Origin of the sequence: Mesorhizobium sp. SP-1A (assembly GCF_032460275.1) — a bacterium.
GTDB lineage: Bacteria > Pseudomonadota > Alphaproteobacteria > Rhizobiales > Rhizobiaceae > Mesorhizobium.
Genome location: NZ_JAVXZD010000002.1, coordinates 561098 through 574264, shown reverse-complemented (window position 1 = coordinate 574264; position 13167 = coordinate 561098). Strand labels below are relative to the sequence as shown.

Below are 13167 nucleotides of genomic sequence, written 5' to 3'. Positions count from 1 at the left end.
ATTCTTTGAAATCGACAAATGAAATTTTCAGAGATTACAGCACTGTTTAATTGACACACTTCCGCAGGGCGTAGCCAATCTGGGTCTCATTTTGACCTTAATTTCGATCACAATTGACCCTACAAGGAATAGGATTCAATATTTAATTGACTTGAGGATTTGAATTATTTAGAAAAAGCTCGAAAGTGAGGGGACGTGCAATTCGATTTCGCGATGTTCTTTGCCTATTTTGGCTGCTTGTCATTTATTGGTGCCATGTTTGTCGTTATGGCTGTCGGGCTTGATAGAAAAATCACAGTTTTTGATGTGATTTCATATGTCTCCCTAGTCTTGATCGGAACATTTTGCGTTGGCGGCTATATGGCAGTCACCAAGCCGATCCCTACTGTCATCGTCGCAGCCGAGGAGCTGGCTTCGGAATGATCAGACAGATGGTCGTCGGAAACATTGATGACATCATTACGGATATGCGCGTTACGATCCGCTATTTTGCAAGAGGAACTCCTCTCCGACTTTCGGGCGTCGATGATGCTATCGCCGAGTTCCTTGGCTATGCCGACTTCAACAAGCTGGAAGACGCCATCGACCCTGAGAAGAAAACTCTACCGATCTCATTGAAGCCGCATCGACTGCGCAGCAAGGAGGGATTGGGCGGTATCTGGAACGGATTGCTGTATTTGGGAACTGATCACGATAGCGATTCAGTTATCACAGAGGTTCTCTACAAGCGTTTGATGTCGATTGTCATTGCTGCCAGAAAAGATCATGAAATTCAGTTTGGCAGTGTTCAGCTTGATGACCTTATTATGGATGAGCAGTCCCGCAGTATCTTGAACAAGATTGCTAGCGAGCGCCGACACGTGCTGGTGTTTGGCGGGGATACCTCTGAAGCACTGCTTGCAATTGAAGCCATGGTCATGGCCGGATCGAAAGCCGAGCGTTATGTTATTTTGGAAGTCGATCCGATTGTAGCCCTGCCGTCTTCCTATAAGACGTTAACTCCCGATGTCAGACAGGCTAAACCTCTCGACCCCAAAATTCTTCAACCGAGTGATTATTTAATCGACCGAAATATTCGACTTCACCATATCCAACATTTTTATTCGTCTTCCATGGTGGAACGATCACTGATGTGGCCAATGTTTGAGTGCTCGGAGCAACCTTTCAACGTTATTAGAAATCTCAAAGGCAAACAGAGCGTCATGTTCCCCAAAAGCAACCGAGAACCAGTCGGAATTGACACCCTCGTTCTATTTTCGAAGGAACAGGGGCGTCTGATTGATGGGGCCTGGGACATCGACAAAAATTGGAATATGTCGGAAATCAGATAATCTGCAGGCGTAGCTCATTATCGCCTTGCCCGTTTTAAAACGCTTATCTGAAATATAAATATTTAGCAGGAAAAAGTCGACAAATCCGCCTCAAATTCAAACGCATTTGACATTTATTCGGTTATTCCTTATTAAACCTTCAACAAATGCGGCCCGCCGCAGCCAGGAGATAATATGACTACTAAGCTTTATAGAGGTATGGGTTATGGAATGCCTTGGGAGCGCTTCCAGGAACTTTGCACACTACCTCTATCCGGTGATGATGACGACGAACTTTGGGAAGTCCTATTCAACACATTCAATGGCTTCAAGGAATCCGATCTCACTATGACCAAGGAAGAGCGGCGGGAATTCAGTGAAGGCCCGCTGCGTCCAGCAATCATTGATGGCAATCTGCTTCATCTGGATTTCAAAATTGGCAAAGGTGGTAAGGACGTCGAGGTCGGTCACGCAGGGGACTTGTTCACGTTTGTGAGCAACCCAGATTACACCACAGACGTGATCTTCTTCCCAAACCTCGTATGGGGTAAAAAGTGGCTTCGCACACGCGATAGCCTCGACCTTGTGTTTGACGCTTACGGTCATGACGGCGGGGAAGGCGTACAGCGCCATTTCACCAATTATCGCCGCTTTGGTTTCTACCCATACAGCCAATACGCGATGACCAAGGACGGAACGCCAGTCGAGGGCGAACCTATGGTCAGTTTCGAAGACAATCCTTTGTCTGATGACGATGAAATCGTGGGAGCAGTTCCAGGCGAAATCCGCTGGTACATGACCAAGCATGGCATCCTGACGAATGAAGGCGTCAACGAACTGCGCCCTGTTCTGGCTCAGTGGTGGACGTAGGCTGTGTGAAATAATTGAAACCACCCCATTTGCAGACCGTTACATGAGTGTGGCGGTCTTTTCGTTTCCGCATATAAACGCATTTTTAATACGAGATTAAATAAATTTGCAGAAACAAAATTTGGGGATACGCTATAGATGTAAGCAAGGCAGACCTTGGGTTTAATTCAAGGAATCTAAGGCGGAGCCATCCAAAATCCAATAGGGGTAATCAATGAAGGTAAAATCTTGTTTCGCGGCTCTAGGCATTGTTCTTGCTTTTGCAAGCACTTCTCACGCGACTAAATTCTCTTTTGGCAGACCCGCCATAACGCCCGAGTATGTCTCGGACGCGGCTAGGGTCGATATCCTTGGTATTAAGCCTGGGATGAAGGCAAAAGAAGTTAAGGCGGTAATTAGATTGCATTTTCCGGGAGAAAAGATCGAAGAAGCTAGTGCGGCCTTTGGTTCAGGCGAAAATCAGACTAGAAGATATCGTTCGGGACTGACCGTTAGCAAAACTACGAAATCGTCGAAAGATACGATCAGTGTGGAATTCGGTTCGCCTGGTATTGGAAGTGAAGCAACGTTGGTTACTCGCTCTTCCGAACTGAATTATAAGAGACAGAGACCTACGATTGACGCCATGGTTGCTCAGATGACCAAAGAATTTGGCACGCCAGCTACCGTAGATAAGACACGGAATGCCGTCTCTCTTGAATGGCATTATGGGTCTGGTAGCTGTAAACGAATCTCGAACCTCCATCCGTACGAGTTCTACTCGCCTCTCCAGGGCAAAGATTATATGAAGGAAGCAAAATCTGGTTGCGATGTAATCGTCAAAGCTTCTATTCGAGCGACGCCTTTTGCAAATGACGGCAGGGCCAGATTTGTTGATGTCGCGGTGTATGACATAAAGCGACGTGCGATTAATGCGAAGGTGGATGCTCGTCTCCTTAAGGTTATGCAGGATAATTAAAATCCTTGGCCGTCTTTAATGGTTCAAAATGTACAAAAGCCGCCCAGTTAATTCCAGGCGGCTTTTGTATCGTGAATCCAGCAATGTCAGAGGCTGTTCGCCAGCGTATCCTTTTGTAGATGGTAGTCCCATGCGCTTCCATTCCATTCAGCTACCGTGCTTTCGTCTCCGTAATCGACGAAGAAAATTTCGCGCTCAATGCCGTCATTAAGCTCTTCAATTTTCGCGGTAAGTCGTGCCAGGCGGTCGTTGCGCTCTTCTTCCGTGTCGTCAGTGAAATATTCAGCACCGAAAACCTCGCTGGACATTTTGATGGCAAATTCGATGGTTTCGATATCTTCGTCGGTCAGGTGGCTCACGATGGTCTCCATATAATGTTGAGACCTGATCATCTCTCTCGGGCGAGAAAGGCACAAATGTCCATAATACTGGTCACGAAAGCGCTTCGCGACCAGTATTATGGACATTTCGGTTAGCGCAGAACGTTTGGCTGCACGTCGAGCGATCCGTCCCAGCTCTTATCGATGGTCAGCTCTTCGTCATCTTCAAGTTCATCGATATCATCGGGTTCGGGAACCGGATTGAGCGCAGCATCGATAGCCCTGCGAGCAGAGTATTCGTAGGCCAACTGGCGTTCCTTGGGAACACTCATATGGTGCTCGATGATGATCCAGGCGACCTCGCCATCGTCGCCTCCAGGTGTCGGCTCATCGACGCATCGGGAATCCCAGCAGCTGTTTTCAATCAGGTCGAGGCGCGCTTTGTCCTTGCGCAACTCCAGGACTTCCTTGAACAGCTCATTGCGCTCTTCGCGAGCTGCATCGAGTTCAAGTCTAAGGCTCTCGACTTCAGTCGTTTCGGTCGTCATCGGGGTACTCCTTTTCGAGTTCGGCAATCAGTTTCTCGACGCGTTCGACGAACGGATCTCTGAGAAGTGAAGTGATTACAGCGCCGACAAGTGCGCCTATCAGCACGATCCACCAGATGATGTCACTCATACGGTTCCTCCCTGGAGTTCGCGCTCTGCCATCTCCTGCAGGACGACGATGCAGATTGAAATCGCCAGCTCGTATTGCTGGTCGAGGGTCGCTTTGTTCGCCTTCCAGTCGTATTTTTCAGCTAGGCGGTTCGTAGCCTTGGTGAAGAGGTCGATCAGCTTAGAGCCGTCATCGCCTTCGAGGATCGTGTTCTTGGCAAACGATAGGGCATCGTCGAGTGAGGTTGTGTATTCACGAATGCGCTCGCTCTGAACGTGCTTCAGGCCTCGATCCCACTCAGGAGCTTCGGTGTCGATGTAGACGCATCCTGCACCGTCCCACATGCGAAATTCCAGACGACCCCTAGTGCTCGCACACCAGATCATCCCATCGGCTTCACGAGACGGTCCTTTGGCTTCCAGAAGATGAATGGTCTCAGTTAGCTTCATTCTGGGGCAACCTCTTCTTGAGTAAGAGCTTTCGCCTTGGGAAGAGCCTGCACGCATTCGTATTCTTCAAACAGTTCTTTCGCACGAACATCCGATGCCTGAATCAATTCTGGTGTCATGGTCTTCGTAAAAACATCTTTAGAAAGTACAGCCATTATCGCTCCTCCTTCTTCTGTTTCAGAACCTTCAGGAAGCCGACAAACTGGTCGAAATTTTCGGCAGTCACTGGACGACCAGCTTCGCAATCCAGATCGGGGTCGTTCTCGATCTTCTTCTTCAGGGTTTCGCGGTTAATTAACAGCCTCATTCCAAGCCCTCATCTGCCATTTCTATACGTTTTAAATGAATAATATGGTTTTCACAATAAATACGTGCCTTTTTACCACGAAAAATATGTTGACGCACAATTCATTTAATTCTAATTATCTGCCAAATTGTTAGGAAGGAAAGCCCCATGCCCAAGAAAACCGATAAGACCGTGAAAAAGCCTGCCGCTGCCGAGCTAAAGACAAAGAAGACGACCAAGGTTGTCGAAGCCGCACCCGCAGTTTCCAAGAAGCGTGAAGCTTTTGTCCGCCTCGCCGTGGGTCGAACCGCTGCCGCGATCCAGGGCATTCGTCTAATCGGCAATCTTTCGAACACGTCGATGTACGAATACTCGGATGACGACGTGAAGAAAATTCTCCAGTCGATCCGTGAAGAGCTGGCGTCGACAGAGGCTCGCTTTGAAGCCGAAACACACAAGAAGTCCCGCACTCCTGTGAAGTTCGAACTCTAAAATTATTGCGGTAGCGGGATGGTCTCGCTACCGCTTTCACCTTTTATTCGGGGCATCGTGAGCAAATATCGGAACAAGCAGAAGCGCAATAAATTAGAAAATGCCTTCTTCAAGGCAACCCGCGTTGAAAGCCTGACCACTTTCGATAATAAATGTGCATACTGTTACGACCGCCTCACCTCTCGAACGGTGACCGCAGACCATTTCAAGGCACGCAGCAAGGGTGGGTTGGACCACGCAGAAAATATCGTCCCAGCGTGCAGGCCTTGTAATCGCCTGAAGGGTAGCATGACTGCTGGTGAATTCAAAAAGAGGATCAAGGGCGCGACCTACATGAAGGACGGCCTCGACTGGGTCCTCACGAAGGTTCGGCGCAATATAAACATCCGGCTCGATCACATGGAAGAACGTGTGATGCGTGCCGTCAGAGGAACGAAAGTGAAGTCCTATGAGTGACAAAACACAGAAGCCGATCCCTCGCTGGCAGCAGGGTATTCGTCCTGGCGCTTATGGCGATGTATGGGACAAGCTGTCTCCCTCGGAGCGTCGTTGGGCGTTCTTCAGTGACATTGCTATCGCCCTGCTCGGCGCAGCGGTGATCTTCGCGATCTATGCATACAAATCGGGAGGTCAATGATGACAGGTAGCGTATTCATGGCAGCTAACGGCGGTCTTCTGACCGACACGCTCGTTAAGGCAACCTACCTTCGCGATGAAGATTCGCATCCTGACGATCTTGCCTTCAAACTCTCCACAGGCACCTATGTGGACGACTATGGTGCCGAGTATTTCTTCCCTGCAAACGACGTTGCCCAGATGCCCGCGTTTGGCCTTTCGAGCGGTCGCTACATTGGTGACCCTCAGGCCTACTACTCGTTCGGCCGCGCTATTGTCGTGGCAGATCGCAAGCTGATGGTTGTAAATTCTGAGGGCACGGTCGAGGTTGAGCACGACATCGAGACCCCGATCTATAGCCTCGTTCATCTGGGTGGCCACGGTTACGCGTTAATTAGTGAACTGGCGATCAGCAGGCTGTCGCCCGATTTCGGGTCGTTCCAATGGACGGCAGATATGCCGGATGTGATCGAGGACTACAGGGTGCGCGCTGGCGTCCTCTATGTGACCTTGTTCGGCGGCATCGAGTATGAGTTAGACGTCGAGACTGGCAAATCCATAGACTGACAAGTGGCCAAAAGAGAACGGGGCAAATGGCCCCAAAATCGTATCACAAGCCTAATGTTGATCCCTCATATTCATCGTCAGGATGTGGCCCAATCAAGCTGAGCATGTAGTCGAATTCCTTCGAAATCTCGACGTCGTCGCGGTCTCTCATGTTGTTGAAGCTATCCAGCGCATAATAGATATCAGCACCGAGAGCGTAACCGCCCTGCGTCTCTACGAATGCATCGGAAAGAGTGAGCACTTCGCCATTGTCCGTCTTGTCGAAATTGTATTCGGCAAGCGGTACATCAAATTCACGTTCGCCAGCAATCCAGCGCTCGATCAGTTCGACGGCTTCGTTACCGCTGTCGAGATGATAAGCGGTCGCCTTTGAGGGCGTGCCTTTTGCTCCGTTCTCAACACAGATCAATGATACACTGCCGTTTGCGTACATCACGAGGGCGTCTTCGCCAGTAGCTGCGCAAGATGCCACGGTGACATAATTGTCGTGATCGTTATGGACGAAGTAGCGCTCGCCATAGACAGCCTTTTTTGACTTCAGCTTCTTGACTAGCTTGGAGAAGGTGTCGCCAGCGTTCTGGAAGCAATTAGAATATGCGACATCCAGCATCGTTTTCGCCGCAATCCTGCAAAGATCACCTGGCAAGCCGCCGTCGAGATCAATGACGGACTGATAAGTGGTCATGTCGAGCTGGTGACGGCTTATAGGCAAACTCAGGTAAGGTGGGCCGAGATCGACATTCTGGAGCTGCTCCTGCAGCGGCTCGCGCAGATGATCCATCACGTTCACCAGCTTGCGGAAGTCTGGAAGCCAGGCGGTCGCATGAGCACCTGGGCCGAACTCGGTTCCGGGGCGGTGAATTGTCGAGACGACAAGCCTGTTAGAGTATGGATAGGTTGGATTGTCGGCAGGGCATTCGGCTATCGTCATATCCACTCTGATGTCGTCATTCTTCTTCTCGAATTCCCATGACATCTGGCAGACCGGATCGCCTTCTGCCGACACAAGCATCGATGATACTTTCGATGTGAAACCTTCATTCTGCTCGCATGCCAAGTGCGTGAATGTCAGGCCGTGAATATTCACCTCAGAGAGACCCTCCTCGGCAGCCTTCTGGATATCGGAGGCCAGAATTTGGTCGAGTTTCATCGTTGCGTCGCCCGTCACCTTTTCCATGAAAGGACGGCTACCGGTAAGATATGAGTCGATTGAATTAGTCGTATTAGGAAAACGTTCCAGAAATATCTGACTTTTTAGAAAAACCTGTAGAGATTCCTCGATTGCCTTGCGTTCGATGTCGTTCAGTTCGGTCTTATTCATTCAAATTTCCACCTACCGTTTGTGTCATCCATGATAGGCGGGCGATGCCGAAAGCTTCAATGAAGAAGTCATCCGAGCGGTTGGCTTTCAGGAAATGTTGAAAACCATAGTTGCCGAGAAAATTTTCAAATGCTAGATCGAGATTGCCTTCTCTTACAGAGGCTTGAACGGGGAAAGGGGGAATTGATGTCGTTTCAGCAATCGATAGTAGTGGACCTGCAGGACGAAAAGCTTGTCCAGTTCGTTATCGAACATTCAGTAGGACAAGAAACCGAAATTATCCCAGAATTCCAGAACGATTTTTTCGTGGCTCGAACGCGGAAAGCTGGAAGTTCAAATCAAAAGGTCTACTGGACGGTTCTTGAGGAATGGGCCATCTGCTATGACCATAGAAATCCAAAAACACTCGGCACGAAGGAGGTACGGTGCTTCGCTTCGAAGCCTGTGGCCATAGATCTGAATACAAACCTCTTGGTGTCCTCGTCCATTGATGAAGGGACACAGAAGGCAATCGTAGATGCATTCCTGGCGTTTGACGAAACGGCGCATGGGGACCCGCAGGACTACATCGCTGAGCAGCTGAGAAACCATCCGGAAGTTACGAGGAAAATGTTCCAGGTGGCTCTCGGATATACCGTCCGCGTTGCTGGAAACGAGGTGTTTGATACCCGAGAGCGGGATATCTTCATCGACTCCTTCAAGGGTATGGGAAGCATCGTCACTGATCCGTCTGGGAAACGGGAGAACCGGAGCGAATACATTCAGAAGCATGACATCTTCCCTAGGCCGCTCGGTTCTCAAATTGTTCCAGGGATCATGCCAGTTCTGCCTGATCCCGATAAGATTGAGACGACTGATCCCCAAGCGACTGCGGAAGAAAGGGCACGCAAAGAGGGGCCAGAGTGTTCCCATACAAAGACGGAAGTCCACGATGTCGCTGACCTCCTTCACTGGATCGAAATCAAAGTCATCTGGTCTGAAGCCCGTGTCGATCTTGGCTGTGGGAACTACTTTACCTTCAAGTACCCTGAATTCCGGTCTCGCGAGGTGTCCTACATCCTGTGTTCGGCACTGACTGCGCCTGATCCGGTTGATCAACACGTAAAGCAGGCCGTCATGGACTGTTTCTGGATGTCCGCACTCTCGGCTGCGGTTGTAGGTGTCGCGATGGCCAATCCAAAGGCGGCATTGATTGCGTTCAAAGCGCTGTTCTCAAGCTGTGTGATTGCCAAGTTCAAGGCGATGATCGACTGTGTCAACGTCGATCTTTTCATCCAAGTGAGAGTGGTCAAGGACTGGCATTAAGGCATCCATGTCACATGCTGGCAGCATGTTAAGGTTCTGAAATAGTAGCCACCATTGCATGGCATCGGCACTCTGTTGATCGGGACTTAGTCGAGTTGATGCAGGTCACTGACTGTCTAATGGTCGGTGGCCTGCATTTTTTTGATTTCATCCTTTCCAAGCTCACAAGAGCGGCGCGCTCTTTGAGAAGCTTTGGTTTCCCGTCTGAGCCATTGGTCGGCGGATTTGTCATCAAAGGAATACCTCCCAATATTCGAAAGCGAGAGCTTAAGGTCCAATGGGGCTGGGATACGAGGGAGAAAACATGACTAGATTGATCGCTACGCAAATTTCCTTGGCGGCACTGTTCGCTGGACTTCTGACAATGCCTGCAATGGCTGCGGATAAATGTTATCAAAATCAAAAGGTGTTCGTTCCAGCAGAATTCAAGTGCAGCTCTAACGGGGGCAGTGGCCAAAATCGCTTTGATGATTTCAGCAACGGCTCATGTCAGAAAACTGATGCACGCTACGATGATGTAGAAGTAGAAGTGCCTTGTCCAAAAGTTGGAAAATGGGTGAACGCTACTTTTACCAATAAGACGATAACCGTCAGAAACGGTGGCAGAGACGGCGGCACAACAACCCAAACGATCTCCGTGGCAACATCACAGGCAGAGACCTGCGCTTCTGTTGGGCTTAAGCCTGCCAAGCTTGAAGACAAATATATCTGCGCGTCAGGGGAAGATCGTCCGACAAGAGGCACTGATTACAACAAAATAAAATATAAGTATGGCACTTGGGGAGGAACCTGGGGTGCTGGGGTGTCGACAACTGTCAACAATTACACATTCTGCTGGGCGAGTGGGCAGAAGAAAGACAACGATGCTACCGATAGGGTCGTCGCCTGGTATTGTGAGTGATGCACCGTACTCGGCTATCGTAGCTTGCTTCTGGAGCCATCAAGATTGGTCATGATCTCAAAATAGGATGAACATCATGACCAATCTAAACAGCATTGAAGACCTCATTTCGGAGCTGAAGGCTTATAATGCTGACGACCACAAGCATTTTGCTCCTACCGATCTCGTGGAATATGCCCGTCAGGCAGGAATGGCTGTCCTTCTGTCCAATTGGGAGGTAGCGCTGCGCAACGGTGGAACCACCTTGAACAGCCTGTTCCGTGATCTTGATGATGTGGTGGATCGGATCGATTCAATGAAGTCGGCCGTCAAAACCGACATTGATTATCTGCGGGAATTGAATTCTGACGACAACGAAACGTTCGGGCCAGACCAGCTAAGCGGGTATGCGCGGCAGGCGGTGATGGAGGTCTTGATCCATAATTGGTCAGAAGCTGCAAAGACTGATCCTCTCGATCTCAGGACCATGATTGCGGATATCGATTATACCCGCGCCGATCTCCTGAAGCTGCGGGCTGTCTTGCAGGCAGAATATCGTGACGTTCTCGACGACGAAATTGAGGAACAACCTCGCCCTCGCATGTAAGCGCATCGCCCGATATGCAAAAAGCCTCGACATCGCTGCCGAGGCTTTTTCTTTGGTTCATTTGAGGCGCTATTCGTCTGTCGGGTCGGCGTCGACATTTATGGTTTGCTTGCCACCGTATACTACTTCCATTGGATCAGGACCCGTGAAAGGCGTGTTTTCCTTCCAGCTGTGAATTGTCCAGCCCTTGTTCGAGCGCTCGGCCTTCTGATGCAAATAGAGCCGCGTGTCCGTTAGAATTGGCTCGTTCAGGGCTTCCATCCCATGCTTGCTGAGAGGGTTATCGATGGAAATCCCTCCTGCTCCGAGATTATGAGCGACCCACTCCATGATCTGCTCTTTGGTCGCGTCACAGGGCAGGGCGGTCTCGAAGAACCCCTGAATGATCGATGACCGTGGGAAGATTTCGTTATCGCCGCTCATTCGGAACCCGCCTCGGCTGGGTCAGTGCTTTCCGGTTCATTCAGCGAATTGAATAGTCCGTTGATAGCAAGCTGGCAGGCACGCTGATGCGCGGAGTGAACACCTCTTGCTTCGTGGCTTGCCTGTAATACAGAGCGGGCCTCATCTTCGGTATCGCAGACGGCACCAATCGATCTCAAATCGATGTAATTCTTGGCATCGGAAATATCTTCTGGCTCATCGCCAATGTGGATTGGCTCAATATGGACGCGGCTATTGGAGACACGTGTCACCTTGCCTGGCTTCCTGAAGGTACGGTACTTAAAAAAGCCAGTAGCGAGGATGTACTTGCCCTCAAGCTCCTGGGCAGTCGGATTTTGCGTAAGTTGATCGTAAAACCTGATCATCGAATTATCTCCAGTTGCGTGGTGTATATTTAATATAAATAAAAATAGCAATCATTTATTTAGAGATAATTTTAAACCTATCCACTTATTGCGCTGTATGTTCGTGGTTTTGGGGCGAATTGTATATGAAAAAGGAAGGCCGCTTTAATACGACCTTTCTTGCGGTCAATCCTCCAGTAATTGCTGGGTGACCTTTTTGGTCAGTTTCATTTCCGGCAACATCCAATCCGCCACCTGACCGATCTGCCCGTGCCAAACGCGCCAACCTCAAATGAGTTCAGGCATTGATCGTGGTTCTCTCACGCTTGGCGTTCTGACGACGTAGACGGCTGATGCATTCAACCAGGCCCAAGGCTGGAATTGCACCAAGTACATGGTAGCCGAAGAAGGGCAGGAATTGGTCAATGGCGCTGCCAATGGACGTAACGCTTGCAAAATTAATGGGCGCAAAAGTGTGCGCGACGGGAGCGCCTCCGATGAGGCTGATTGCCACGAGCTTGATGGGCGACATTTTCATTTATGAAGTCTCCTTATTTCGTGCGAATTTCTATAATTTTTAAATGGAAAACGCAACCAAAATTGGCCATTCTAAATAGAATATTCCCTTTGGAGCGCTTTGTGAATTCTCCTTTTGTCCTGACACCCACATATCCAACCACCAGTGTGGACTTGAAACGCATATACGCTCCTCGCGAGCGGAAAGTGTTGCCGAAGCGCTGGAGCAGCGAATGGCCGCCTAAAGGCATGATTGGGGTCATTGTGAGGTTGTATGATTTCAGCAACGTCCCTAAAGACGGCTTAGAAGGCCCCGACAAGTTCGGGCGCTATCATGTGACGCGTGCGGATATCGTGAAAGACGAATGGCAACCGTTTGCTCCATTCGTCGCCCGCAGGCACTTTGTGCCGTTCCATGTGGACATGATCCCTGCGACATCCTGGGGAGCATCGCTGGCGAACCTTCTAAGCCCGCATTCATGGAAGCAGGTGCGTCGAGAGGTCTTTCAGAGAGCAGGCTACGTCTGTGAAATCTGTGGTCAGGCTGATGGTCCTGTCGAGTGCCATGAACTATGGGCTTTCGATGACCAGAACACAGTCGATGGTTGGAACACGCAGACGCTCCGGAGCCTCATGTGTCTATGTCACGACTGCCATGAGATGTTCCATCCTGGCCTGGCGGATTTGAACGGCCGCGCCAAGGAATGCTCGGATCGACGAAAAGCGGTTAATGCATGGACGAAAAAGGACCATGATATCGCCGGCGCGCAGATGATGAAGAAGTTTGAGCAGCGCAGCAATAAACGCTGGCGATTGGATTTAAGTTCGCTCCCTCAGAATCTGACTTTGGAAATCAAACTCGGTTGGCGCAGGATAAACAAAGACACTGACGTTCTGCTGAATCTAGAGAAGCAGTCTCGCACACGAATTTCGGGAACGAAATATAAGCTGCTCGATCCCATAACTATGGATCATTTTCCACCTTTTTGACGGCCGCATCGATAGCGGCCTTGGGAATGCGAATTCCGTCGTCACCGATAATCACGAGGCCAATATTTTCCAAGGCCTCGCGTACCTTTTTCAGCGTTGATCCCTTGAGCTTCTCGCCTCGCTCAATCCGGCCAACAGTGTCATGAGAGATGCCTGTCAGGTCGGCCATTTCTCGAACTGTCAGCGACAGGCCGCCGCGAGCCATTTTCATTTGCACGAATGAAATTGCCATGATG

The 13167-nt window shown here is 49.9% G+C and carries 23 protein-coding genes; 12 read left to right on the top strand and 11 right to left on the bottom strand.

Annotated features, from left to right (window positions below):
- Positions 1-195 precede the first annotated feature (195 nt).
- The 4 genes from QU595_RS11680 (at position 196) to QU595_RS11665 (ending at position 3138) form a co-directional block, all read left to right on the top strand.
- Positions 196-423, top strand: a complete 228-nt coding sequence (locus tag QU595_RS11680; RefSeq protein ID WP_315922067.1) for a hypothetical protein — start codon at positions 196-198, stop codon at positions 421-423.
- Positions 420-1331: a hypothetical protein gene (locus QU595_RS11675; RefSeq protein ID WP_315922065.1), complete on the top strand. Its 912-nt coding sequence runs from the start codon at positions 420-422 to the stop codon at positions 1329-1331. Before QU595_RS11680 ends, QU595_RS11675 begins: the two co-directional genes overlap by 4 nt.
- Before the next feature lie 174 nt (positions 1332-1505).
- A complete protein-coding gene (locus QU595_RS11670) occupies positions 1506-2180 on the top strand; it encodes a hypothetical protein (RefSeq protein WP_315922063.1) in 675 nt (224 codons plus the stop codon).
- 214 nt (positions 2181-2394) lie between these two features.
- Positions 2395-3138 carry a hypothetical protein gene (locus QU595_RS11665; RefSeq protein WP_315922061.1) on the top strand — a complete coding sequence of 248 codons (744 nt, stop codon included), beginning with the start codon at positions 2395-2397 and terminating at the stop codon, positions 3136-3138.
- Positions 3139-3224: 86 nt separating this feature from the next.
- Here QU595_RS11665 and QU595_RS11660 read toward each other — a convergent pair whose 3' ends face one another.
- The 6 genes from QU595_RS11660 to QU595_RS11635 form a co-directional block, all read right to left on the bottom strand.
- Complete coding sequence (locus QU595_RS11660; protein ID WP_315922059.1) at positions 3225-3497, bottom strand: hypothetical protein; 273 nt, start codon at positions 3495-3497, stop codon at positions 3225-3227.
- 113 nt (positions 3498-3610) lie between these two features.
- The gene (locus QU595_RS11655; protein ID WP_315922058.1) at positions 3611-4006 is read right to left on the bottom strand and encodes a hypothetical protein; all 396 of its coding nucleotides are present in this window, start codon (positions 4004-4006) and stop codon (positions 3611-3613) included.
- Positions 3987-4136: a hypothetical protein gene (locus QU595_RS11650; protein ID WP_315922056.1), complete on the bottom strand. Its 150-nt coding sequence runs from the start codon at positions 4134-4136 to the stop codon at positions 3987-3989. The genes QU595_RS11655 and QU595_RS11650 overlap by 20 nt, the downstream gene beginning before the upstream one ends.
- On the bottom strand, positions 4133-4459 hold the full coding sequence (locus tag QU595_RS11645) for a hypothetical protein (RefSeq protein WP_315922054.1): 327 nt from the start codon (positions 4457-4459) through the stop codon (positions 4133-4135). The genes QU595_RS11650 and QU595_RS11645 overlap by 4 nt, the downstream gene beginning before the upstream one ends.
- Before the next feature lie 101 nt (positions 4460-4560).
- Entirely contained in the window at positions 4561-4719 is a 159-nt protein-coding gene (locus QU595_RS11640) for a hypothetical protein (protein WP_315922050.1), read from the bottom strand.
- The gene (locus tag QU595_RS11635) at positions 4719-4871 is read right to left on the bottom strand and encodes a hypothetical protein (RefSeq protein WP_315922048.1); all 153 of its coding nucleotides are present in this window, start codon (positions 4869-4871) and stop codon (positions 4719-4721) included. Before QU595_RS11635 ends, QU595_RS11640 begins: the two co-directional genes overlap by 1 nt.
- A gap of 147 nt (positions 4872-5018) precedes the next feature.
- Here QU595_RS11635 and QU595_RS11630 point away from each other — a divergent pair, with 147 nt between their 5' ends.
- Genes QU595_RS11630 through QU595_RS11615 form a run of 4 tightly spaced genes read left to right on the top strand, consistent with a single transcriptional unit; the run spans position 5019 to position 6524 of the window.
- Positions 5019-5342 carry a hypothetical protein gene (locus QU595_RS11630; protein ID WP_315922046.1) on the top strand — a complete coding sequence of 108 codons (324 nt, stop codon included), beginning with the start codon at positions 5019-5021 and terminating at the stop codon, positions 5340-5342.
- 18 nt (positions 5343-5360) lie between these two features.
- The gene (locus QU595_RS11625; RefSeq protein ID WP_315922044.1) at positions 5361-5798 is read left to right on the top strand and encodes an HNH endonuclease signature motif containing protein; all 438 of its coding nucleotides are present in this window, start codon (positions 5361-5363) and stop codon (positions 5796-5798) included.
- Positions 5791-5979: a hypothetical protein gene (locus QU595_RS11620; RefSeq protein WP_315922042.1), complete on the top strand. Its 189-nt coding sequence runs from the start codon at positions 5791-5793 to the stop codon at positions 5977-5979. The genes QU595_RS11625 and QU595_RS11620 overlap by 8 nt, the downstream gene beginning before the upstream one ends.
- Positions 5979-6524, top strand: a complete 546-nt coding sequence (locus QU595_RS11615) for a hypothetical protein (RefSeq protein ID WP_315922040.1) — start codon at positions 5979-5981, stop codon at positions 6522-6524. The genes QU595_RS11620 and QU595_RS11615 overlap by 1 nt, the downstream gene beginning before the upstream one ends.
- Before the next feature lie 43 nt (positions 6525-6567).
- Here the strand turns inward: QU595_RS11615 and QU595_RS11610 are convergent, their stop codons facing one another.
- Complete coding sequence (locus QU595_RS11610) at positions 6568-7845, bottom strand: hypothetical protein (RefSeq protein ID WP_315922038.1); 1278 nt, start codon at positions 7843-7845, stop codon at positions 6568-6570.
- Between the two features lie 186 nt (positions 7846-8031).
- On the opposite strand from QU595_RS11610, the gene QU595_RS11605 reads away from it, so the two are divergent.
- The 3 genes from QU595_RS11605 (at position 8032) to QU595_RS11595 (ending at position 10637) form a co-directional block, all read left to right on the top strand.
- Positions 8032-9150, top strand: a complete 1119-nt coding sequence (locus QU595_RS11605) for a hypothetical protein (protein WP_315922036.1) — start codon at positions 8032-8034, stop codon at positions 9148-9150.
- Positions 9151-9454: 304 nt separating this feature from the next.
- Complete coding sequence (locus QU595_RS11600) at positions 9455-10051, top strand: hypothetical protein (protein WP_315922034.1); 597 nt, start codon at positions 9455-9457, stop codon at positions 10049-10051.
- Between the two features lie 76 nt (positions 10052-10127).
- Complete coding sequence (locus QU595_RS11595; protein WP_315922032.1) at positions 10128-10637, top strand: hypothetical protein; 510 nt, start codon at positions 10128-10130, stop codon at positions 10635-10637.
- A 69-nt stretch (positions 10638-10706) separates the two neighbouring features.
- On the opposite strand, the gene QU595_RS11590 is transcribed toward QU595_RS11595, so the two are convergent.
- The 3 genes from QU595_RS11590 to QU595_RS11580 all read right to left on the bottom strand — a co-directional run bounded on the left by QU595_RS11590 (position 10707) and on the right by QU595_RS11580 (position 11963).
- On the bottom strand, positions 10707-11060 hold the full coding sequence (locus QU595_RS11590) for a hypothetical protein (RefSeq protein WP_315922030.1): 354 nt from the start codon (positions 11058-11060) through the stop codon (positions 10707-10709).
- Positions 11057-11446, bottom strand: a complete 390-nt coding sequence (locus tag QU595_RS11585) for a hypothetical protein (protein ID WP_315922028.1) — start codon at positions 11444-11446, stop codon at positions 11057-11059. Before QU595_RS11585 ends, QU595_RS11590 begins: the two co-directional genes overlap by 4 nt.
- 277 nt (positions 11447-11723) lie before the next feature.
- Positions 11724-11963, bottom strand: a complete 240-nt coding sequence (locus QU595_RS11580; protein ID WP_315922026.1) for a hypothetical protein — start codon at positions 11961-11963, stop codon at positions 11724-11726.
- A 2-nt stretch (positions 11964-11965) separates the two neighbouring features.
- Between QU595_RS11580 and QU595_RS11575 the strand changes: the two genes are divergently transcribed.
- Positions 11966-12931 carry a hypothetical protein gene (locus QU595_RS11575; protein WP_315922024.1) on the top strand — a complete coding sequence of 322 codons (966 nt, stop codon included), beginning with the start codon at positions 11966-11968 and terminating at the stop codon, positions 12929-12931.
- Here QU595_RS11575 and QU595_RS11570 read toward each other — a convergent pair.
- Positions 12906-13163: a helix-turn-helix transcriptional regulator gene (locus QU595_RS11570; protein WP_315922022.1), complete on the bottom strand. Its 258-nt coding sequence runs from the start codon at positions 13161-13163 to the stop codon at positions 12906-12908. The genes QU595_RS11575 and QU595_RS11570 overlap by 26 nt on opposite strands.
- Positions 13164-13167 lie beyond the last annotated feature (4 nt).

What these genes read in the sequence shown, in the direction of transcription:
- QU595_RS11575 (WP_315922024.1), top strand. Translation starts at nt 11,966, where the DNA reads ATGAAGTCTCCTTATTTCGTGCGAATTTCTATAATTTTTAAATGGAAA.
- QU595_RS11675 (WP_315922065.1), top strand. Translation starts at nt 420, where the DNA reads ATGATCAGACAGATGGTCGTCGGAAACATTGATGACATCATTACGGAT.
- QU595_RS11625 (WP_315922044.1), top strand. Translation starts at nt 5,361, where the DNA reads ATGGTCTCGCTACCGCTTTCACCTTTTATTCGGGGCATCGTGAGCAAA.
- QU595_RS11615 (WP_315922040.1), top strand. Translation starts at nt 5,979, where the DNA reads ATGACAGGTAGCGTATTCATGGCAGCTAACGGCGGTCTTCTGACCGAC.
- QU595_RS11580 (WP_315922026.1), bottom strand. Translation starts at nt 11,963, where the DNA reads ATGAAAATGTCGCCCATCAAGCTCGTGGCAATCAGCCTCATCGGAGGC.
- QU595_RS11640 (WP_315922050.1), bottom strand. Translation starts at nt 4,719, where the DNA reads ATGGCTGTACTTTCTAAAGATGTTTTTACGAAGACCATGACACCAGAA.
- QU595_RS11630 (WP_315922046.1), top strand. Translation starts at nt 5,019, where the DNA reads ATGCCCAAGAAAACCGATAAGACCGTGAAAAAGCCTGCCGCTGCCGAG.
- QU595_RS11650 (WP_315922056.1), bottom strand. Translation starts at nt 4,136, where the DNA reads ATGAGTGACATCATCTGGTGGATCGTGCTGATAGGCGCACTTGTCGGC.
- QU595_RS11585 (WP_315922028.1), bottom strand. Translation starts at nt 11,446, where the DNA reads ATGATCAGGTTTTACGATCAACTTACGCAAAATCCGACTGCCCAGGAG.
- QU595_RS11655 (WP_315922058.1), bottom strand. Translation starts at nt 4,006, where the DNA reads ATGACGACCGAAACGACTGAAGTCGAGAGCCTTAGACTTGAACTCGAT.
- QU595_RS11635 (WP_315922048.1), bottom strand. Translation starts at nt 4,871, where the DNA reads ATGAGGCTGTTAATTAACCGCGAAACCCTGAAGAAGAAGATCGAGAAC.
- QU595_RS11595 (WP_315922032.1), top strand. Translation starts at nt 10,128, where the DNA reads ATGACCAATCTAAACAGCATTGAAGACCTCATTTCGGAGCTGAAGGCT.
- QU595_RS11670 (WP_315922063.1), top strand. Translation starts at nt 1,506, where the DNA reads ATGACTACTAAGCTTTATAGAGGTATGGGTTATGGAATGCCTTGGGAG.
- QU595_RS11600 (WP_315922034.1), top strand. Translation starts at nt 9,455, where the DNA reads ATGACTAGATTGATCGCTACGCAAATTTCCTTGGCGGCACTGTTCGCT.
- QU595_RS11610 (WP_315922038.1), bottom strand. Translation starts at nt 7,845, where the DNA reads ATGAATAAGACCGAACTGAACGACATCGAACGCAAGGCAATCGAGGAA.
- QU595_RS11605 (WP_315922036.1), top strand. Translation starts at nt 8,032, where the DNA reads ATGTCGTTTCAGCAATCGATAGTAGTGGACCTGCAGGACGAAAAGCTT.
- QU595_RS11570 (WP_315922022.1), bottom strand. Translation starts at nt 13,163, where the DNA reads ATGGCAATTTCATTCGTGCAAATGAAAATGGCTCGCGGCGGCCTGTCG.
- QU595_RS11665 (WP_315922061.1), top strand. Translation starts at nt 2,395, where the DNA reads ATGAAGGTAAAATCTTGTTTCGCGGCTCTAGGCATTGTTCTTGCTTTT.
- QU595_RS11620 (WP_315922042.1), top strand. Translation starts at nt 5,791, where the DNA reads ATGAGTGACAAAACACAGAAGCCGATCCCTCGCTGGCAGCAGGGTATT.
- QU595_RS11590 (WP_315922030.1), bottom strand. Translation starts at nt 11,060, where the DNA reads ATGAGCGGCGATAACGAAATCTTCCCACGGTCATCGATCATTCAGGGG.
- QU595_RS11645 (WP_315922054.1), bottom strand. Translation starts at nt 4,459, where the DNA reads ATGTGGGACGGTGCAGGATGCGTCTACATCGACACCGAAGCTCCTGAG.